The organism is Variovorax sp. CF313 (assembly GCF_000282635.1).
Lineage (GTDB): Bacteria > Pseudomonadota > Gammaproteobacteria > Burkholderiales > Burkholderiaceae_C > Variovorax.
Map to the genome: position 1 here is coordinate 1 of NZ_AKIW01000031.1, position 19,377 is coordinate 19,377.

General features: G+C 69.3%; 16 protein-coding genes. 9 read left to right on the forward strand and 7 right to left on the reverse strand.

Annotation, left to right across the window (positions count from 1 at the left end; translation table 11 throughout):
- Positions 1-139 precede the first annotated feature (139 nt).
- The 8 genes from PMI12_RS10060 (at position 140) to PMI12_RS10095 (ending at position 10,585) form a co-directional block, all read left to right on the forward strand.
- The gene (locus PMI12_RS10060) at positions 140-1,531 is read left to right on the forward strand and encodes a GspE/PulE family protein (protein WP_042673156.1); all 1,392 of its coding nucleotides are present in this window, start codon (positions 140-142) and stop codon (positions 1,529-1,531) included.
- 14 nt (positions 1,532-1,545) lie between these two features.
- On the forward strand, positions 1,546-2,784 hold the full coding sequence (gene gspF / locus PMI12_RS10065) for a type II secretion system inner membrane protein GspF (RefSeq protein ID WP_007831708.1): 1,239 nt from the start codon (positions 1,546-1,548) through the stop codon (positions 2,782-2,784).
- Between the two features lie 16 nt (positions 2,785-2,800).
- Positions 2,801-3,376 carry a DUF7822 domain-containing protein gene (locus tag PMI12_RS10070; RefSeq protein WP_007831709.1) on the forward strand — a complete coding sequence of 192 codons (576 nt, stop codon included), beginning with the start codon at positions 2,801-2,803 and terminating at the stop codon, positions 3,374-3,376.
- Positions 3,377-3,391: 15 nt separating this feature from the next.
- Positions 3,392-4,291, forward strand: a complete 900-nt coding sequence (locus tag PMI12_RS10075) for a 5'-nucleotidase (protein ID WP_007831710.1) — start codon at positions 3,392-3,394, stop codon at positions 4,289-4,291.
- 206 nt (positions 4,292-4,497) lie between these two features.
- A complete protein-coding gene (locus PMI12_RS10080) occupies positions 4,498-4,695 on the forward strand; it encodes a hypothetical protein (RefSeq protein WP_007831712.1) in 198 nt (65 codons plus the stop codon).
- Between the two features lie 20 nt (positions 4,696-4,715).
- Positions 4,716-6,986 carry a phosphocholine-specific phospholipase C gene (locus tag PMI12_RS10085; RefSeq protein ID WP_007831714.1) on the forward strand — a complete coding sequence of 757 codons (2,271 nt, stop codon included), beginning with the start codon at positions 4,716-4,718 and terminating at the stop codon, positions 6,984-6,986.
- A gap of 20 nt (positions 6,987-7,006) precedes the next feature.
- Positions 7,007-8,401 (forward strand): 8-oxoguanine deaminase, encoded by a 1,395-nt coding sequence (locus PMI12_RS10090; protein WP_007831716.1) that lies wholly within the window; start codon positions 7,007-7,009, stop codon positions 8,399-8,401.
- A gap of 174 nt (positions 8,402-8,575) precedes the next feature.
- The gene (locus PMI12_RS10095; RefSeq protein ID WP_007831718.1) at positions 8,576-10,585 is read left to right on the forward strand and encodes a lipoxygenase family protein; all 2,010 of its coding nucleotides are present in this window, start codon (positions 8,576-8,578) and stop codon (positions 10,583-10,585) included.
- Between the two features lie 18 nt (positions 10,586-10,603).
- On the opposite strand, the gene PMI12_RS10100 is transcribed toward PMI12_RS10095, so the two are convergent.
- From PMI12_RS10100 to PMI12_RS10110, 3 genes are read right to left on the reverse strand one after another with little or no spacing between them, the layout of a single operon-like run.
- Positions 10,604-11,887 carry a c-type cytochrome gene (locus PMI12_RS10100; RefSeq protein WP_007831720.1) on the reverse strand — a complete coding sequence of 428 codons (1,284 nt, stop codon included), beginning with the start codon at positions 11,885-11,887 and terminating at the stop codon, positions 10,604-10,606.
- A 13-nt stretch (positions 11,888-11,900) separates the two neighbouring features.
- A complete protein-coding gene (locus PMI12_RS10105; protein WP_007831721.1) occupies positions 11,901-12,617 on the reverse strand; it encodes a c-type cytochrome in 717 nt (238 codons plus the stop codon).
- Positions 12,614-12,802, reverse strand: a complete 189-nt coding sequence (locus tag PMI12_RS10110) for a DUF2970 domain-containing protein (protein WP_042673158.1) — start codon at positions 12,800-12,802, stop codon at positions 12,614-12,616. The genes PMI12_RS10105 and PMI12_RS10110 overlap by 4 nt, the downstream gene beginning before the upstream one ends.
- 99 nt (positions 12,803-12,901) lie before the next feature.
- Here PMI12_RS10110 and PMI12_RS10115 point away from each other — a divergent pair, with 99 nt between their 5' ends.
- A complete protein-coding gene (locus PMI12_RS10115; protein WP_007831725.1) occupies positions 12,902-14,320 on the forward strand; it encodes an aminotransferase-like domain-containing protein in 1,419 nt (472 codons plus the stop codon).
- Here PMI12_RS10115 and PMI12_RS10120 read toward each other — a convergent pair.
- From PMI12_RS10120 to PMI12_RS10135, 4 genes are all read right to left on the reverse strand, one after another.
- The gene (locus PMI12_RS10120) at positions 14,268-15,533 is read right to left on the reverse strand and encodes an MFS transporter (protein ID WP_007831727.1); all 1,266 of its coding nucleotides are present in this window, start codon (positions 15,531-15,533) and stop codon (positions 14,268-14,270) included. The two genes, PMI12_RS10115 and PMI12_RS10120, sit on opposite strands and share 53 nt — an antisense overlap.
- Before the next feature lie 112 nt (positions 15,534-15,645).
- Positions 15,646-16,479, reverse strand: coding sequence for a phosphonoacetaldehyde hydrolase (gene phnX / locus PMI12_RS10125; protein WP_007831730.1), 834 nt, complete (start codon positions 16,477-16,479; stop codon positions 15,646-15,648).
- A 49-nt stretch (positions 16,480-16,528) separates the two neighbouring features.
- The gene (locus PMI12_RS10130) at positions 16,529-17,659 is read right to left on the reverse strand and encodes a TIGR03364 family FAD-dependent oxidoreductase (protein ID WP_007831732.1); all 1,131 of its coding nucleotides are present in this window, start codon (positions 17,657-17,659) and stop codon (positions 16,529-16,531) included.
- Positions 17,659-19,374 carry a putative 2-aminoethylphosphonate ABC transporter permease subunit gene (locus PMI12_RS10135; protein WP_007831733.1) on the reverse strand — a complete coding sequence of 572 codons (1,716 nt, stop codon included), beginning with the start codon at positions 19,372-19,374 and terminating at the stop codon, positions 17,659-17,661. Before PMI12_RS10135 ends, PMI12_RS10130 begins: the two co-directional genes overlap by 1 nt.
- Positions 19,375-19,377 lie beyond the last annotated feature (3 nt).

Below are 19,377 nucleotides of genomic sequence, written 5' to 3' on the forward strand. Positions count from 1 at the left end.
GCACCCGCATGGAAGGCACGCAGCTCATTCCGCCGCCGCAGCCGCTCTCCGACAACCGCAAGCTGGCCCCGAGCCCGCTGCGCGGCGCCCTGCCGCCGACGGCCGACCCGGTCAGCGCACGCGAACTGCCTTGATGTCCATGCGCTACCCGCTTCCCTACGCGTTCGCACGCACCCAGCAACTGCTGCTCGAGGAGTCCGACGACGGCCGCTACACGCTGTGGATGTCGAGCCACCCGGCGCGCAGCGCGGTCGGCGAGGTGTCGCGCAAGTACGGCGTGCAGGCCTTCGAGGTGCTGGCCGACGGCCCGTTGGCACAGCGCATCAGCGCGGCCTACGCGCAGGGCGAATCGAGCGCCGCCGCGGTGGTGAGCGAGGTGCAGAGCGACGCCGACCTCTCACGCATGATGCAGGAGCTGCCAGCGGTCGAAGACCTGCTGGAGAGCGCGGGCGACGCGCCCATCATCCGCATGCTGAACGCGCTGCTCACGCAGGCCGCGCGCGACGGCGCCAGCGACATCCACATCGAGCCCTACGAGCGCACGTCGTCCGTGCGCTTTCGCATCGACGGCACGCTGCGCGAGGTGGTACAGCCCAACCGCGCGCTGCACGCCGCGCTGATCTCGCGCCTGAAGATCATGGCCGACCTCGACATCTCGGAGAAGCGGCTGCCGCAGGACGGGCGCATCAGCTTGCGCATCGGCACGCGCGCGGTCGACGTGCGGGTGTCGACGCTGCCCAGTGCGCACGGCGAGCGCGCAGTGCTGCGCCTGCTGGACAAGAGCGAGTCGAAGCTCACGCTCGAATCGGTGGGCATGCAGGGCGACACGCTCGCGCGCTTCGAGAAGCTCATTGCGCAGCCGCACGGCATCATCCTCGTGACCGGGCCCACGGGCTCAGGCAAGACCACCACGCTGTACGCCGCGCTGGCCCGGCTCGACGCGAGCCGCAGCAACATCATGACGGTGGAAGACCCGATCGAGTACGAGCTGCCGGGCGTGGGCCAGACGCAGATCAACGCCAAGATCGAGCTCACCTTCGCCAAGGCCCTGCGCGCCATCCTGCGGCAGGACCCGGACGTGATCATGATCGGTGAGATCCGCGACTTCGAGACCGCGCAGATCGCCATCCAGGCCTCGCTGACCGGCCACCTCGTGCTGGCCACGCTGCACACCAACGATTCGGTCAGCGCCGTCACACGCCTGACCGACATGGGTGTGGAGCCCTTCCTGCTGAGCTCCTCGCTGCTCGGCGTGCTCGCGCAGCGCCTCGTGCGCAAGGTCTGCACGGTGTGTGCCGGGGCAGGCTGCGAGGCGTGCGGCCAGACCGGCTACCAGGGCCGCACCGGCATCTTCGAACTGCTGGTGGCCGACGAGACCGTGCAGGGCCTGATCCACAGCAAGGCGGCCGAGAGCGAGCTGCTGCAGGCCGGCGCGCGCGGCGGCCTGCGCCTGATGCGCGAGGACGGCGAGCGGCTGGTGCAGGCCGGCATCACCTCGCGCGCCGAGTTGCTGCGCGTCACACGGGACTAGGCTCCCGCTCCGCCATGCCCGCCTATTCCTTCGAAGCCATCGACGCCAGCGGCCAGTCGCGCGAAGGCGTGCTGGAGGCCGACACTGCCCGCAGCGCGCGCAGCCTGCTGCGGGCGCAGGCGCTCATTCCGCTGTCAGTCAAGCCGGTCGGCAGCGACCACGTCAACGGCACCGGCCAGCGCAGCGGCCTCGGCCGCTGGCTCGGCGGCGGCAAGCGCGTCTTCAATTCCACCGGCCTCGCTGTGTGGACGCGGCAGCTCGCAGGGCTCGTCTCGTCGGGCCTGCCGCTGGAACGCGCGCTCACGGCGCTCACTGACGAGGCCGAATCGGAGCCGCAGCGCAACCTCGTCGCCTCGCTGCGCGCCGAGGTCAACGCGGGCTCGCCGTTTGCGCGCGCGCTGTCGGCGCACGCGCGCGAGTTCTCGCCCATCTACACCGCCGTGATCGGTGCCGGTGAACAAAGCGGCAACCTCGGACTCGTGCTCGACCGCCTTGCCGACGACCTGGAAGAACGCCAGGCGCTGCAGCAGAAGCTGATCGGCGCGGCGCTGTACCCGGCCATCGTCACGCTGGTGGCGATCGTGATCGTGATCTTCCTCGTGAGCTACGTGGTGCCGCAGGTGGCGCAGGTGTTCGCGGGCACCAAGCGCTCGCTGCCTTTTCTCACGACCGTGATGCTGTCGCTGAGCGCGGGCGTCCGCAACTACGGCTGGTGGATGCTGGGCGCAGTGGTGCTCGCGGCCGTCGGCGCGCGGCTGGCGCTGGCGCAGGAAGCCTTGCGCCTGAAATTCGATGCGGCCTGGCTCAAGCTGCCGCTGGTCGGCAAGCTCGCGCGCGGCTACAACGCGGCGCGCTTCGCCAGCACGCTCGCCATGCTGGCCACCGCCGGCGTGCCGATCCTGCGCGCGCTGCAGGCCGCCTCCGAGACGCTGGGCAACCGCGCGATGCGCGCCGACGCGCTCGACGCGCTGGTGCTCGTGCGCGAAGGCGCGCCGCTCGCTTCGGCGCTCGCGCAGAAGAAGCGCTTTCCGGGCCTCGTGTCGATGTTCGCGCGCCTGGGCGAGCAGACCGGCACGCTGCCGCTGATGCTGCAGCGCGCGGCCAACCAACTCGGCGCCGAGGTGCAGCGCCGCGCGATGCACCTGGCCACCATCCTCGAGCCACTGCTGATCGTGGCAATGGGCGGCGTGGTGATGCTGATCGTGCTGGCCGTGATGCTGCCGATCATCCAGTTGAACCAGTTCGTCAAATAGCGGGAGCCTCGCCGCCATGGCCAATCGAAGCTACCTGTTCGCCAGTCCTTTCGTGCCGGGAGCCGATCCCGAGAAGGACGATCCACGGCAGGTCAAGGGCATCTCGGAGCGCAGCTACGCCATTCCGCTGGTCTACCGGCTGCTGGTGTCCGCGGACGTGCGGCTGTGCCGCTCGATGATCTGGAACCTGCCCGAACCCACCGCGCTCGCGGGCCGCGCCGGCGCGGGCATCGACCGGCTGCAGCAGCTTCTCGCGCGCATCGACCATCCGGCGGTTGCGCCGTTGTGCAAGCAGGCACTCGACTTCCTGAGCAACCACGCCGACCGCAGCGGCTACTTCGTGCTGGAGTGCGCCGAGATCCTCGACATGGGCGATGCGCCGCTCGGCGAGCAGGCCGCCGACCTGCTGAAGGACGTGCAGAACATCGACGCCGAGATCGAAGCCGCCGTGGCCGAGCTCGCGCCGAAGAAGAAGAATTTCTGGCAGCGCGTTTTCACGCCGTCCCAGGAGAGCATCGAGGCGCCGCTGCGCGAGTTGGGCCTGGGCTACTGGTCGGATACGCTCTACTACGCGCCCGACCAGGCGACCTGAACCCACCGCACGCTCATGCCAGTCACCCTCGAAGACAAGCTCGTGGTCGCGATCTCCTCGCGCGCCCTGTTCAACCTCGAAGAAGAAAACAAGATCTTCGAGGCCGGGGACAACGAGGGCTACATGAAGCTGCAGCTCGACCGCATCGACGTGCCGGCCGCGCCCGGCATCGCCTACTCGCTGATCCGGAAGCTGCTGCGCTTCAACGAAGACGGCGTGCAGCGCGTCGAGGTGGTGATTCTTTCGCGCAACGATCCGGTCTCGGGCATGCGCATCTTCAAGTCGAGCGCGGCCGCCGACATCAAGCTGCAGCGCGGCGTGTTCACGCAGGGCCGCCCGCCCTTCGGCTACCTGCGCCCGCTGCGCGCGCACCTGTTCCTGTCGGTCAACGGTCAGGACGTGCGCGAGGCGCTCATCGCGGGCTTTCCGGCCGCGCGGGTGTTGGTCGAATCGGTAAAGGCCAGCGACGCCTGGCCGAACGAAGTGCGCATTGCCTTCGACGGCGACGCGGTGCTGTTCTCTGACGAGGCCGAGCGCGTGTTCCAGGCCGAGGGGCTCGACGCCTTCCAGGCGCACGAACTCAGCAAGGCCGACCTGCCGCTGCCCGAAGGTCCCTTCAAGCCGCTGCTGATGGCGCTGCACCGGCTGCAGATGGCCGGCAACGCGCAGATGCGCATTCGCACCGCGCTGGTCACCGCGCGCAGCGCACCGGCGCACGAGCGCGCCATTCGCACGCTGATGAAGTGGAACATCCGCGTCGACGAGGCCATGTTCCTCGGCGGCCTGCCCAAGGGCGAATTCCTGCGCGAGTTCGAGCCCGATTTCTTCTTCGACGACCAGACCGGCCACGTCGACGCGGCCTCGCGGCACGTGCCCGCCGGACATGTGTCCAGCGGTATCAGCAACGAGCCCTGAGCCCGGGCTCGAACGCGGCGCCAGGCCGCGCCACACCGTCGTTCCGCCGTTGCCGAAAGCGCCCGCCCGGCGGTGCGTTGTCACGCGCCTGACTTCGCTGCGTCACTGCAAGTTAACCGCCCGGTAACGGGTTCTCCCTAGTCTTGTGGGCCCGGATGCGCGCTCCTGTCGCGCCTTCCAGAACCACATAACAAAGGACCGATTCCATGCGACTTCTTTTCCCCGGCACGCGGCTTGCGCCCGTGCTGTTGCTGGCCTGCGCGCTCTCGGCCTGCGGGGGCGGCAACGGCGGTGGCGGCGGCGGCTTCTTCGGCGGCACGCCGACGACCCCGGCCACGCCTACACCCACGACGCCCACCCCACCCGACAACACCGTGAAGCCCGAGATGCGCTGCGCACCGTGAGCATTGCCAGGAACAACACCATGACCACCCGCCGCAAATTCCTCACAGGCGCCGCCACCACCGGCATCGCCGCCGCCGCGCTCAATGCCTTTCCGCCAAGCATCCGCCGCGCGCTCGCCATTCCCGCCAACAACAAGACCGGCACGATCATGGACGTCGAGCACGTCGTGATCCTGATGCAGGAAAACCGCTCCTTCGACCATTACTTCGGCACACTCATGGGCGTGCGGGGCTTCGGCGACCGCTTCACCATTCCGCTGCCCGGCGGGCGCAGCGTGTGGCAGCAGAGCGATGCCGCCGGCAAGCTGGTGCTGCCCTATCACCTCGACCAGACCAAGGGCAACGCGCAGCGCGTGAGCGGCACGCCGCACTCGTGGAACGACGCGCAGAACGCCTGGGACGGCGGCCGCCTCAGCCAATGGCCCAGGTACAAGACCACCGCTTCGATGGGCTACTTCCAGGAAGCCGAAGTGCAGTTCCAGTACGCGCTGGCCAACGCCTTCACCGTGTGCGACAGCTACCACTGCGGCATGCACACCGGCACCAACTCGAACCGCCTGTTCCACTGGAGCGGCACCAACGGCCCATCGGGCGAAACGGGCGCCGGCCTCGCGGGCCTCTCGTCGATAGACAACACGTGGGAGAACCTCCGGTTTCCATGGGACCCGGTAAAAAACCCAGGTGTCGACTCGACCACCTACGGCTGCAACTGGAAGACATATCCGGAGCGCCTGCAGGACGCCAAGGTCAGCTGGATGCTCTACCAGAACCTGCCCGACAACTTCACCGACAACCCGCTGGCAGGCTTCCAGCAGTACCGTGCGGCCAACAAGGCCTCGGGCAAGAACGACATGCGCTACGACGGCGACGCCAGCCCGCCCGACGGCGTGACGCTGCCGGCCTACGACCCCGCCAGCGACGATGCCGGCAATCCGCTCTACAAGGGCATCGCCAACACCATGCCCGACGGCGGCCTGCTGGGAACGTTCCAGCAGGACGTCCTCAACGGCAAGCTGGCGCAGGTGTCGTGGATCGTGGCGCCCGCCACCTACTCCGAGCACCCCGGTCCTTCGAGCCCGGTGCAGGGCGCGTGGTACATCCAGCAGGTGCTGGACGCGCTCACCGCATCGCCCGATGTGTGGAGCAAGACGGTCTTCATCGTCAACTTCGACGAGAACGATGGCTACTTCGACCACGTGCCGTCGCCCTCGGCGCCTTCGCTGGCCGACCCCGCCGACCCGAAGAGCGCCGCGGGCAAGACCACGCTGTCCGACAGCGACATCGCCTTCGAGCGCCACACATACCCTCTCGTGGGCACCACCGTCGCGCCTGCGGACGGCCGCGTCTATGGCCCGGGCCCGCGCGTGCCGATGTACGTCATCTCGCCGTGGAGCCGCGGCGGCTGGGTCAACTCGCAGGTGTTCGATCACACCTCGGTGCTGCGCTTCCTCGAGGCGCGATTTGGCGTCGTGGAGAAGAACATCAGCCCGTTCCGGCGCGCGGTGTGCGGCGACCTCACGAGCGCCTTCAACTTCGCCACGCCCAACAACGAAGTGCTGCCCACGCTCGCCGGGCGCCGCACCAAGGCCCAGGCCGACCAATTGCGCGCCGACCAGCAAGCGCTCGCGCAGGTGCCGCTGCCGCTCACGCCCGCGCTGCCGCAGCAGGCCACGGGCACGCGCCCCTCGCGCGCCTTGCCGTATGAACTGCACACCAGCGCCAAGGCCGATGCGGTCAACGGCAAGCTGCAGCTGCTGTTCGCCAACACCGGCAAGGCCGCGGCGGTGTTCCACGTGTACGACAAGCTGCACCTCGACCGCCTGCCGCGCCGCTACATGGTGGAAGCAGGAAAGCAGCTCGACGACACCTGGGCCGCGATGGCCGACGATGGCGGGCGCTACGACCTGTGGGTGCTCGGGCCGAGCGGCTTCCATCGCCACTTCAAAGGCAACCTCGGCACGCTGCGCGCCGGCGACGCCGCGGCGCCCGAGGTTCGCGTGTGCTACGACATCACCAACGGCAATGTCTACCTGAGCATGCGCAACGACGGCAAGGCGGCCTGCAGGTTCACCGTCACTGCCAAGGCCTATCGCAACGACGGCCCGTGGACCGCGACAGTGAACGGCGGCGCCACCACCGATCAGCACTGGGAACTCGCGAGCAGCGGTCAGTGGTACGACTTCGCAGTCACCTGCGATGCCGACCCGGCCTATTACCGCCGCTTTGCGGGCCGCGTGGAAACCGGCAGGCACACGGTGAGCGATCCGGCGATGGGCTTGCCCGACCTCTGAGCGCGGGCAAGAATGCCGGCATGCTGAAGATCCTTCGACATGCCGACGTTCTGGTCACCATGGACGCCGCGCGGCGCGAGATCGCCGACGGCGCCGTGGTGTGCGATGGCCCCGCGATAGCCTGGGTGGGCCCCGCCGCCGAGCTGCCCATCGTCTACCTCGACGCCCTGCGCAACGGCCAGGCCGAGGCCATCGACATGCACGGCCACGTCGTGATGCCCGGCCTGGTCAACACGCACCACCACATGTACCAGAGCCTCACCCGCGCCGTGCCCGAGGCGCAGGACGCCGAGCTGTTCGGCTGGCTCACCAACCTGTACCTGCTGTGGGCGCGCCTCACGCCCGAGATGATCCGCGTCTCGACGCAGACTGCGATGGCCGAGCTGATGCTCTCGGGCTGCACCACCACCAGCGACCATCTCTACCTGTTTCCCAACGGCTCGCGGCTCGATGATTCGATCGAGGCGGCCGATGCCATGGGCATGCGCTTTCATGCGGCGCGCGGCAGCATGAGCGTGGGCCGCAGCACCGGCGGCCTGCCGCCCGACGAGGTGGTGGAAACCGAGGAAGCCATCCTGCGCGACAGCGAGCGGCTCATCGGCCGCTGGCACGATGCCAGCCGCCATTCGATGCGCCGCATCGTGCTCGCGCCCTGCTCGCCGTTCTCGGTGTCGCGCGACCTGATGCGCCTGTCGGCCGAGCTGGCGCGCGAGCGCGGCGTGTCGCTGCATACGCACCTGGCCGAGAACGACAACGACGTGGCGTACTCGCGCGAGAAGTTCGGCATGACGCCGGCCGAATACGCCGAAGACCTGGGCTGGGTCGGCCGCGACGTGTGGCACGCGCACTGCGTGAAACTCGACGAGGCCGGCATCGCGCTGTTCGGCCGCACCGGGACGGGCGTAGCGCACTGCCCCTGCTCCAACATGCGGCTGGCCTCGGGCATCGCGCCGATCGGTGCGATGCGCCGCGCAGGCGTTCCCGTAGGGCTGGGCGTGGACGGCAGCGCATCGAACGACGGCGCGCACATGCTCGGTGAAGCGCGGCAGGCCCTGCTGCTGCAGCGCGTGGGCTACGGCCCGGCGGCGATGACGGCGCGCGAGGCGCTGGAGATCGCCACGCTGGGCGGTGCGCGCGTGCTCGGGCGCGACGACATCGGCACGATCGCGCCGGGCATGTCGGCCGACATCGTGGCCTTCGACCTGCGCGGCGTGGCGCATGCGGGTGCGGAGCACGACCCGGTGGCGGCGCTGGTGTTCTGCACGCCGGGGGCGGTGTCGCTGAGCGTGATCAATGGGGCGGTTCGCATCCGCGACGGAGAGTTCACCGGCATGGCGCTCGCACCGCTGCTGGCAAGGCACCGCGACCTGGCACGCACGCTCTACGACGGCGCACGGCACCCGCATACGGCCTGACGCCAGCGCTCGCGCTAGCACCGGGAGCGCGCCTGCGGGCTAGGCACCAACCCTCATTGCCAGCGCCAGAGCCCCTCCGCAGAATCCGCCCACCAAATAGAACGAGCGTTCTATTTGGTGGCCGAACCCCTCCTCGGCCTTTCCCCAGACTCACCACAACAGGGAACGCCCCCGATGAAACGCAGAGACATCCTCAAATGGTCGGCCTCGGCGGGTGGCCTGGGCCTGCTGGCCGGCAGGCCTTCCACCGCCTCGGCGGCCCTGCCGGTGCCCAAGCCCACGCTGCCGCAAAAGATCGACCCGATCAGCGCCACGCTGCGGCGCCTCGAACTGGTGGGGCGGCAGTCGACCTACCTCTGGACCGAATCGCACATCAACCTGGCTGGCGTACCGATGGGTGCGGTGGTGCCGCCGGGCGAACTGCCGGCGCTCGAACACCAGCTCGCGACCCTCTCGAAGGCGATCGAAGCCGTCACCAATTTCGCGGCCTCGTTCGCCACCAGCGCGCTGGCCTCGGGCAGCCTGCAGTCGCTCGACAACCTGCGCACGCGCCTCGCGGGGCTTCAGGCCAGCTTCGATCAACTGCTGGCCGCCAACGGCGGATTGCTCACGCTGCCCGCGACGGTGTTGAACCTGCTTGCCACTCTCACCAGCACGGCAGGCGACATCGGCACGCAGCTCAGGCAGATCCATCACGACCTGCTCTCGCAAGGCCCGCTGGGCGCATTGAACGGACCGAAGACGGTGGCGCAGTACGACGCGCTGTTCGTCACCATCGAGAAGCCGGCCATCTCGCAGCTGCTGCACGACAACGACCTGTTCGCGGCCATGCGTGTGGCCGGCCCCAACCCGACGCTGATCCAGCGGGCGACGGCGCTGCCGGCCAAGTTCCCGTTGAGCGACGCCCAGTACCGCCAGGTGATGGGCGCCGGCGACAGCCTCGCCGACGCGGCGGCCTCGGGCCGCCTCTACCTCCTCGACTACGAAGGCCTGGGCGACATGGCGCCGGCCGGCCCGCAGGCCAAGCCGCTCACGGGCACGGGCTACATCCACGCGCCCATCGCGCTGTTCGCACGGCCGAAGACCGGCCGCTCGCTGGTGCCGGTCGCGATCCAGTGCGCACAGGAGCCGACACTCGCCCCGATCTTCCTGCGCGTGGACGACACCGCCAACGCCGAAGCCTGGTGGGCCTGGCAATCGGCGAAGACCGCCGTGCAGGTGGCCGACTTCAACTACCACGAGATGTTCGTGCACCTGGGCCGCACGCACCTGATGTCGGAGGCCTTCGCGATGGCCACTCAGCGCCAGTTCGCGACCGCGCATCCGCTGAGCCGGCTGCTGTCGCCGCACCTCGAGGGCGCGATGTTCATCAACGAGGCCGCGACGCTGATCATCATGGCGCCGCTGACCACGGGCGACGTGATCCTCGCCGCGCCCATCGAGACGCTGCAGAGCGCGTGCGGCCGCGACCGGCTGGCCTACGACTTCCAGGACCGCATGATGCTGCCCAACGACCTGCGCACGCGCGGCGTGGACGACACGGCGGCGCTGCCCGACTACCCGTACCGCGACGACGGGCTGCTGGTGTGGAACGCCATCGCGCAATGGGTCGGCGACTACGTGGCCACCTACTACTTGAGCGACGGCGACGTGACCGGCGACTACGAGCTCAAGGCCTGGGCCACCGAGCTCGCGACCAGCGGCAAGGTGCACGGCTTGCGCCCCATCACCACACGCGCGCAGCTCGTCGACGTGCTGACCGCGATCATCTTCAACGCCAGCGCGCAGCACGCGGCGGTGAACTTTCCGCAGTACTCGGTGATGACGTATGCGCCCTTCAGCGCGGGCACGGGCGGCATGCCGGCACCGACGGGCAGTGCGGGGCAGAGCGAAGCGAGCTGGTCGCAGATGCTGCCGTCGCGGCTGGCGGCGCAGGAGCAGATCCTGCTGTTCCACATCCTCGGCGGCGTGTACTACCGGCCGCTGGGCGAGTACAAGGACAACGTGTTCCCGCACCTGCCGGTGCTGATCGACCCGGCCATCGCAGGACCGGGCGGGCCGCTGGAGCGCTTCCGCAATGCGCTGGCCGGCATCGAGGCCACCATCCGCCAGCGCAACACCACGCGCACGCGGCCCTACGAGCACCTGCTGCCGAGCCGCATTCCCTCGAGCACGAACATCTGAAGCAAGCTCAGGCGCCGCTCAGCGCCGCATCGTGTCGAGCTGCGTGACGGGCGCGCTGTCGTTGCCCCAGGAGCCGCGCACATAGGTGAGCACGGCTGCGACCTCGGCGGCATCCAGCGTCTGCCCGAACGGAGGCATGCCGTAGGGCCGTGGATTGCCGGGCGTCGAGGGCAGGAAGCCGCCGTGCGCGACCACCTGGATCAGGTTGGTGGGCCGCGCCATGTTGACAGCGCGGTTGCCGGCGAGCGGCGGATAGGCGCCCACGGCGCCCTGCCCCTGGTCGCCATGGCAGTAGGCACAGCGCTGGTCGTAGATCTTCGCGCCGCGCGTCATCGTGGCGGCGTCGCGGCGGATCGGGGTCTTCGCGATGGCCGCAGCCTCGGGCTTCGGTGCATCGGGCAGGTCCTTCAGGTAGCTCGCCATGGCCGTGAGGTCGGCGTCGCTCAGGTACTGCGTGCTGCGGAACACCACGTCGGCCATCGGCCCCATGACCGAGCCGCGCGGCGCGACGCCGCTCTTGAGCAGCGACACCACGTCGGCCGCGGGCCAGCCGGCAACGCCGGCTTCGTGCGGGTCGTTGAGCGAGGGCGCATACCAGTTCTCCACGGCGATCAGGCCGCCCGAAAGGCCAAGCCTCGTTTCCGTCGCGCCAAGCGAGTTGCGGCTGCCGTGGCACGCAATGCAATGGCCGAGGCCGTTGACCAGGTACGCGCCCCGGTTCCATTCAGCGGGCTTGCCGGCATTGGCCACGAAGGGCTCGGGCTTGAACGACAGCGCACGCCACACGGCCAGCGCCGCCTGCGTGTCGTAGGGGAAGCGCAGCAGGTGCGCCCTGTTGGGCTCCGGCGCGGGCGGCAGGCTGCGCAGGTAGGCGTAGATCGCATCCGAATCCTCGCGCGTCACCTGCGTGAAGTTGGGATACGGAAACGCCGGGTACAGCAGCCGCCCGTCCTTGCTGCGGCCGTTGTGCATCGCGCGCCAGAAGTGCGCGCTGCTCCAGCTGCCGATGCCGCTCTTGCCGTCGGGCGTGAGGTTGCTCGAAAAGATGGTGCCGAAGGGCGTCTCCAGGGGCAGCCCGCCCGCATAGGGCTGGCCGCCGCGCGTGGTGTGGCAGCCCGCGCAGTTGCCGGCCAATGCGAGATAGCGCCCGCGCTCGATCAGCTGCGGCGTGGCCGCGAAGGCTTCGGCCTGCGTGGGCAGCGGGTCTTCGCCGCGCAGGTTCATCGCGACGATGGTGCCCGCTGCCGCGGCCCCCAGCACGATCAGCGTCAGCAGCGTCCAGCCCAGGCGTCGCAGTTTCATGATCGCGGCCCCGTCACTTCGACTTCGGCATGCCGCCGCAGTTCACGGGCAGCGGCGCGGGCAGCGAGGCCGCGGGCTTCGTGTCGGCCGGCATCGGCTGCACCGCCAGCCAGCTCGCTACAGCGTTGATGTCGGCGGTGGTCATGCGCCGGCCAATGTCGGCCATGCAGTCGGGCGGCAGCGCATGCCGCTCGCTCGTGAGCCATGCGCCGAGTTGCGACGACACGTACAGCCGCGGCAGCCCCAGGAGCCCCGGAATGGCCGGCTGCACGCCGGTGAGGGCCGCGCCATGGCACTGCACGCAGGCGGGCACGCCGCGCGCCGCATCGCCTTCGTGCACGAGCTGGCGGCCGCGCTGCAACTGCTCGGGCGTCGCGTCGCTGGTGGTGGCGATGGGCGGGTAAGGCAGTTGCAGCCCGGAGAAGTACTCGGCCATCTCGCGCAGGTACGCATCCGACAGGTGCTGCACCATGTACGCCATGTCGCTGTTGAAGCGCCGCCCGTCGCGAAAGCTCACGAGCTGGTTGAACAGGTAGCCGGCCGGCTTGCCGGCAAGGCGCGGAAAGTAGCCGGCGTTGGTGGTCGCGCCTTCGCGGCCGTGGCAGGCGATGCAGGCGGCTGCGCGCTGCTCGATGGTGTCGGGCACCGTGGCGGGCGTTGCGGCACCCGCCATGCCCTGCGTGGCGAACAACATCAGCCCGATGGCGGCGAAGCGAATGCGCAGCTTCATGTGCCGGCAGCGTAGTGCGCCAACGCGAGCAACCCCGCGATCAGCAGCAGCACCATCACCAGCGCTACGCCGATCAGCGGCAGGATGCCGACCTGTGCCGTCCGCTTGTCGGCATCGGCGCGGCGGCCACCCAGCCCGATGAAACTCCACAGAACGGCGCGCACCGCGCGCATGAGATTCGTCATGAGGCCGAGTTTGGCCCAGTCGGGCTCAAAAAAACAGATGCAGATCGGCTCCATTCGACCGGTGCAGATAAAGTGCGACCGAATGAAGAGCAAGCCGCAATGAAGCGATACGAAGCCCTGGCCGCCGACATCGAGGCCTCGATCCGCAACGGCACCCTGAAGACCGGCGACCGCCTGCCCTCGGTGCGCCACACGGGCCAGAGCCGGGGCGTGAGCGCGTCCACCGTGTTCCAGGCGTACTACCTGCTGGAAGCGCGCGGACTCGTGCGTGCACGGGACCGTTCAGGCTACTACGTGGCGGGCGGCGGCCTGCGTGATGCGCCCCCCGAATCCACGCTGACCTCGCGTCCCGTAGACGGGCCGAAGTCGCTCGACGTGAGCGACCAGGTGTTCGACATCCTCGAAGCCAGCATGTCGCGCACGGTCGTGCCCTTCGGCTCGGCCTTTCCGAGCCCGCTGCTGTTTCCGCTGGCGCGGCTCGGGCAATTCATGGCCGCCAGCGCCAAGTCGCTCGACCCATGGAGCACGGTGGACGACCTCACGCCCGGCAGCGCGGCGCTGCGCCGGCAGATCGCGCTGCGCTACCTCGCCGACGGCATGCCGGTGCCGGCCGACGAGATCGTCATCACCAACGGCGCGCTCGAAGCGCTCAATCTCTGCCTCGCGGCCGTGACTCGGCCGGGCGACGCCGTGATCGTCGAATCGCCCACCTTCTATGCCGCGCTGCAGGCGCTGGAGCGCATGGGCCTGCGGGCCATCGAGGTGCCGACGCATCCGGGCGAAGGCATCGATCTCGCAGCGCTGGAGCTGGCCGTCGCGGCACACAAGCCCGCGGCATGCTGGCTCATGACCACGTTCCAGAATCCGCTCGGCAGCCTGATGCCGGACGCGAAGAAGAAGGCACTGGTCGCCCTGCTCGCGCGGCACGAACTGCCGCTGATCGAGGACGACGTGTACGCCGAGCTGTACTTCGGCGAGCGGCGGCCTGCACCGGCCAAGGCCTTCGACACGCAGGGGCTGGTGCTGCACTGCTCGTCGTTCTCGAAATGCCTCGCGCCGGGCTATCGCATCGGCTGGACCTCGGCCGGGCGCTTCGCGCGCAAGGTGGCGCGACAGAAGCTCACGACCACGCTCAGCACCTCGGCGCCCGCGCAGCTGGCGCTCGCGGGCTATCTCGAAAAGGGTGCCTTCGACAAGCACCTGCGCAAGCTGCGGCAGACGCTGTCAATGCAGCAGGCCACCTTCACGCAGGCCGTGGGCCACCACTTTCCGCCGGGCACGCGCGCCACGCGGCCGCTGGGCGGATACTTCCTGTGGGTCGAGTTGCCACCACGCGTGAACGCGCTCGACATCCATCGCAAGGCGCTGGAACTCGGCATCAGCGTCGCGCCGGGACCGATCTTCTCGGCCACGCGCGCCTTCACCAACTGCCTGCGGCTGAACTACGGCCACCCATGGAACGGGCTCAGCGAGCAGGCGATGCGGACACTCGGCCGGCTGGCCGCCGAAGCGTCCTGAACAGCAGAAACGCCGTGATGCTCACGTTCACCAGGTTCCATCCGATGCCGTTCAGGAAGGCCGCGTGGTAGCTGCCCGTGAGGTCGAACACCTTGCCCGACATCCACCCGCCCAGCGCCATGCCGAACAGCGAGAACATCAGCACCGTGCCCACGCGCGCGCCCGCCTCCTTCGGCGGAAAGTGCTCGCGCACGATGATCGCGTAGGACGGCACGAGGCCACCCTGGAACAGCCCGAACAGCGCCGAGATCACGTACAGCGGCACCAGCCCGTCGAACGGCAGGAACAGCAGCAGCGCCACGCACTGCAGCACGCCGCCCAGCAGCAGCGTGCGCAGCCCGCCGATGCGGTCGCAGATGGCGCCCGACACCAGCCGGCTCACGATGCCGAAGCCCAGCATCAGCGACAGCATCATCGCGCCCTGCGCCGGCCCGTAACCCAGGTCGCCGCAGTAGGCCACGATGTGCACCTGCGGCATCGCCATGGCCACGCAGCAAGCCACGCTGGCCACGCACAGCAGGCCTTGGGCCGCGCCCATGCTCAGGCCGAAGGGCCGCGTCATGTCGCGCACGACCGCCGCGCTCGATGCATTCACAGGCGGCACATGGACGAGCGCAGGCGGGCGCGCGCGGAAGAACAGCGCGAGCAGCGCCATCGCCAGCCCGCAGAAGACGCCGATGCCGATGTAGGTCTGGCGCCAGCCCACGGTTTCGACGAAGTGCTGCGCGACGGGCGGCCACACCGCGCCCGCAAGATAGTTGCCGCTGGCGCACACCGCCACCGCGATGCCGCGCCGCTTGACGAACCACAGCGAGGTGTCGGCCACCATCGGCGCGAAGGCGACCGAGCTGCCGAGCAGGCCGACCAGCAGCGCCTGCGCGACGGTGAATGAAACGATGCCGCCCGACATGCCGGTGGCGATGTAGCCCGCGCCGAGGAACACCGAGCCCATCAGGAGCGGCCACATCACACCGAAGCGGTCGGCGAGCTTGCCCATGACGACGCCGCCGAAGCCGAACCCGAGCATCAGCAGCGTGTAGGGCAGCGAGGCATCGGCACGGTCGATGCCGAACTCGGCCTGCACCGCGGGCAACATCACCGAGACCACGTACATGCCGCTGCTGCCGACCGTCATGATCAGCAGCGTGAGGCCGAGGCGGAACATGGCGTAGCGCGAATCCGCCGCGTGGACGGTTGTCTCGGATGTCTTCATTGCTTTTCTCCTCGCCGAGGATACCCCGCGGCGGGAAGATGCCGGCACGCCCGATCACGCCCGATCATGCAACCCCGGCGGCACGGTGCCGCCTTCGCGTGCAAGGCGCGGATCAGCTCACCGAAACGACCGGACGCTCGCCGCCCTTCAGCCGGCGTTCGATGTCCTCGAGCACGTTCGGCAGATCCGCCACGCTGTCGATCACGTAGTGCGCGCCCGCAGCCTTCAGCTGCGTGGTCGCGACCTCGCGCAAGGCCTGCTGCTGCGCCTCGTCGAGCGCCGTCCACTCGGCGAGCGTCAGCCCCACCGCGTTGCCGGTGACCGCGAGGCCCACGGCCCAGGTGCCCGCGTTGAGGCCTTCCTGCAGGCCCACGCCGGTGTCGTCGACCTTCACCACGGTGTGCGGCGGCCACACGCCCAGGTCGGCGAAGCAGCGGTACATCATGAGCGGCGACGGCCGGCCCGCGGCGAGGTCGCCGGCACACACGAGGTTGTCCGGCACATAGCCGCCGGCCGCGGCGATGGGCACGACCACTTCCATGATCGGGCGGTTGTAGCCGGTGGTCGAGCCGATCTTCAGGCCCCGTTCACGGGCCGCATTCACCGCATCGATCGCGCCGGGAATGAAGTCGGCGTGGTCGCGCACGCTCGCGGCGTTCATCGGCGTGAAGACTTCGTAGAGGCGATCGACGTCCGCGTCGTCGAAGGCGCGGCCGTGCCTGGCCTCCCATTGCGAGGCGATGCGCGGCAACGTGCCGAGCGCCTTGATGTGGTCCCACTTGGCCATGCCCATCGGGCCGCGCGCCTCGGCGATGGTGATGTCCACGCCGAACTGCTCGAACAGCTTCACGAAGGCGCCCATGGGTGCGCAGGAGCCGAAATCGAGGATGGTGCCGGCCCAGTCGAAGACGACGGCCTGGAGCTTGGAGCGGTTGTGGGCGTTCATGGCGAAAGGATGGAAAGAATCGGGTGCAAGACAAGGCGCGGCGCGCGCGTCACCATGCGTCGAAGACGTCGTGCGCGATACCGAAGCCGGTGCTCGCGCCGCTGCCGCTGGTGACCAGCACCACGCGGGTGGCGTCGTCGGGCGCGTCGATCACGCAGGGCGTGGTCCTGGACGAGGGGTAGACGCCGGTCCAGCGCTCGGTGATCTGCGCGGTTTCGAGGTTGAGCGTGCTGCGCAGGTGGCGCAGGATGAGCTGGTCGACCTCTTCCATCGCGAAGGGCTCGGGCGCATCGCCGTAGTGGTGCGAGTCGCCGACCACGAGCGAGCCGTCGGCGCTCTGCACCACGATGAGATGGATGCCGTGTTCGAGCGACGCAGCCTCTTCCTGCTGCAGCCGCGCGCGCAGTGCGGCGGCTTCGGGCAGCGTGCTGTAGCCCTCGTAGCGCACGAGGCTCAGGTCCATCATCACCGAGCCCGGCAGGCGGAAGCCCGCCTCGGGCTTCACGCGCAGCATCTGCAGGCGGCACAGCGTGAGCGCGTGCGCGGCGATGCGGTCGGCGAAGAGGCCGTGCAGCTCGGTGTTGGTGCAGACCACCACGCGCTCGCCGCGAAGAACGCCGCGCGAGGTGCGAACGCGCGGCGTTTCCACCTCGTGCACGGTCTCGCCGAAGCGGAACACGACGCCATGCGCCTCGGCCAGCCATTTCGCGAGCAGGCCGATGGCGGTGCGCGACTCGACGCGCAGTTCGTGCGGGCTGAACAGCACCGAGCGCGCGTCGGCCAGGCTCAGCGCGGGCGCCTTGGCCTGCGCGTCGGCCGCGTCGAGCAGCTCGCAGGCCTCGCCCATCGGCGTGCGCATGAAGGCCTCGAGCACCGAGTGCGCCTCGGGCCGGTAGGCTGCGAGCCAGAGGTTGCGGTGCACGATGTCGATGCCGGCTTTCGGCGCGACGGCCTGCCAGACCTCGCGCGCATGCATCGCGCGGAGCCAGGTGTCGCCCGGCGCCTGGCCGGTGATGGTGATGAAGCCGAAGTTGCGGATCGATGCGCCGATGGCGGCCGCATCGCGCTCGACCACGCAGACCTTGAACCCGCGCTGCGCGGCGGTGTAGGCGTGGGCCAGGCCGACGATGCCGGCGCCGACGACGATGAGGTCGAAATTGTCTTGGGGGGTGCCGGGCATTACCGGTTTCTCCAGGTTTGGGTGCGCGCGAGCGCCCAGTGCCCGGCCAGTGCGAACACGCCGCGGCCGACGGCAGCCGTGAGCATGATCAGCGAGGCCATGGCAGCGGCGGGGGCCACGTCGCCGGCGTCGTCCATGTTGAGCACGGCGATGGCGGCCAACGTGGTCTGCGGCGAGTAGAGGAACACGACGGCCGACACGGTGGTCATCGCATTGATGAAGAAGTAGCCGCCCACGTTGAGCACGGTCGGCAGCGCCACCGGCAGGTGCACGCGCCAGAGCGTGCGCCAGAACGGCACGCCCATCGACTCGGACACCAGCTCGTACTCGCGGTCGAGCTGGCGCAGCGCGGTGAGCGAGGTGAGGTGCGCCACCGAGAAGAAATGCGCCACCGTGCAGATGACGAGGATCGCCATGCCGCCGTACAGGCCGTTCAGCGGATTCGACGGCGAGTTGAAGAAGAAGATGTACCCCACGCCCAGCACCAGCCCGGGCACGGCGAGCGGCAGGTTCGCCAGCAGGTTGAGCAGTTCGCGCAAGAGGCCGAAATGGCGCGGCTTCTCCACCAGGTAGGCCGAGACGAAGGTGACGAGTGCACCCGCCACCGCCGCGCACAGTGCGAGGCGCAGCGAGTTGAAGTAACTGCCCCATCCGCCGCCATCCATGTTGCTGAAGTCGTAGTTCTTCAGCGATGGTGCGAGCTTGTACGGCCAGTAGGTGGCGAGCGATGCGAACACCGCCATGCCGATCATCACGAGGATGGCGCAGGCCGTGAGGGCGCAGAACACGAGCAGCGCGCGGTCGCGCGTCTTCACGGGCTCCGGCTGGTAGGGCGTGGCGCGCGCCGAAAGCGCCGCCGCCTGCCTGCTGCGCACGCGCCGCTCGACGAGAAAGGAGAGCACCGCCGGAATCAGCAGCACGAGCCCCACCACCGCGCCCATCTGGAAGTTCTGCTGCCCGACCACCTGCTTGTAGATGTCGGTCGCGAGCACGCCCGTCTGGCCGCCGACCACCTTGGGCACGCCGAAGTCGGTGATGACCAGCACGAACACCACCATCGTGGCCACGATGAGGCCGTAGCGCGAGGCCGGCAGCGTCACGGTGCGGAAGATGCGCCAGCGCGAGGCACCGAGCGTCTGCGCCGCTTCATAGAGCCGACCATCGGACGTGGCCATGGCGGTCGTGAGGATCAGGAGCGCATGCGGCAGCGTCCAGAACACCGAGCCGAGCACGATGCCCAGCGGCCCGTAGATCGAGGCCTCGCCCATCAGCCCCTTGAAGAGGCCCTGGTTGCCGAACAGGTAGACCAGGCTGATGGCCGGCAGCAGCGAGGGCGCGAGCAGCGGAATGAGCGCCATCGCGCGCAGCGCGCCCTTGGCCGGCATGCAGGAGAGCGTCAGCGCATAGGCGTACACATAGGCGATCGCCGTGCAGATCACCGCGCTGATCGCCGCGAGCCACAGGCTGTTGAAGGCCGATTGCACGAGCGCCGGGCTGTCGAGGTAGCGCGCAAAATTCGCCGGGCCGACGAACGCGCCCGCGCGGTCGAAAAAGCTCTGGCCCACGAGCGCGCCGACGGGCAGCGCGACGATCACGGCCAGCAGCAGCACGAGCAACGCGACGGCCGCACCGGTCAGCCAGCGCTCGCGGTCGAACGCGCTGCCACGCGGCAGCACCATCGGCCGCACGGCGATGGCATCGGGAGAACTGCTCATGGC

What these genes read in the sequence shown, in the direction of transcription:
- PMI12_RS10085 (WP_007831714.1), top strand. Translation starts at nt 4,716, where the DNA reads ATGACCACCCGCCGCAAATTCCTCACAGGCGCCGCCACCACCGGCATC.
- PMI12_RS10115 (WP_007831725.1), top strand. Translation starts at nt 12,902, where the DNA reads ATGAAGCGATACGAAGCCCTGGCCGCCGACATCGAGGCCTCGATCCGC.
- PMI12_RS10070 (WP_007831709.1), top strand. Translation starts at nt 2,801, where the DNA reads ATGGCCAATCGAAGCTACCTGTTCGCCAGTCCTTTCGTGCCGGGAGCC.
- gspF (WP_007831708.1), top strand. Translation starts at nt 1,546, where the DNA reads ATGCCCGCCTATTCCTTCGAAGCCATCGACGCCAGCGGCCAGTCGCGC.
- PMI12_RS10135 (WP_007831733.1), bottom strand. Translation starts at nt 19,374, where the DNA reads ATGAGCAGTTCTCCCGATGCCATCGCCGTGCGGCCGATGGTGCTGCCG.
- PMI12_RS10110 (WP_042673158.1), bottom strand. Translation starts at nt 12,802, where the DNA reads ATGACGAATCTCATGCGCGCGGTGCGCGCCGTTCTGTGGAGTTTCATC.
- PMI12_RS10130 (WP_007831732.1), bottom strand. Translation starts at nt 17,659, where the DNA reads ATGCCCGGCACCCCCCAAGACAATTTCGACCTCATCGTCGTCGGCGCC.
- PMI12_RS10095 (WP_007831718.1), top strand. Translation starts at nt 8,576, where the DNA reads ATGAAACGCAGAGACATCCTCAAATGGTCGGCCTCGGCGGGTGGCCTG.
- PMI12_RS10080 (WP_007831712.1), top strand. Translation starts at nt 4,498, where the DNA reads ATGCGACTTCTTTTCCCCGGCACGCGGCTTGCGCCCGTGCTGTTGCTG.
- PMI12_RS10120 (WP_007831727.1), bottom strand. Translation starts at nt 15,533, where the DNA reads ATGAAGACATCCGAGACAACCGTCCACGCGGCGGATTCGCGCTACGCC.
- PMI12_RS10075 (WP_007831710.1), top strand. Translation starts at nt 3,392, where the DNA reads ATGCCAGTCACCCTCGAAGACAAGCTCGTGGTCGCGATCTCCTCGCGC.
- PMI12_RS10105 (WP_007831721.1), bottom strand. Translation starts at nt 12,617, where the DNA reads ATGAAGCTGCGCATTCGCTTCGCCGCCATCGGGCTGATGTTGTTCGCC.
- phnX (WP_007831730.1), bottom strand. Translation starts at nt 16,479, where the DNA reads ATGAACGCCCACAACCGCTCCAAGCTCCAGGCCGTCGTCTTCGACTGG.
- PMI12_RS10060 (WP_042673156.1), top strand. Translation starts at nt 140, where the DNA reads ATGCGCTACCCGCTTCCCTACGCGTTCGCACGCACCCAGCAACTGCTG.
- PMI12_RS10090 (WP_007831716.1), top strand. Translation starts at nt 7,007, where the DNA reads ATGCTGAAGATCCTTCGACATGCCGACGTTCTGGTCACCATGGACGCC.
- PMI12_RS10100 (WP_007831720.1), bottom strand. Translation starts at nt 11,887, where the DNA reads ATGAAACTGCGACGCCTGGGCTGGACGCTGCTGACGCTGATCGTGCTG.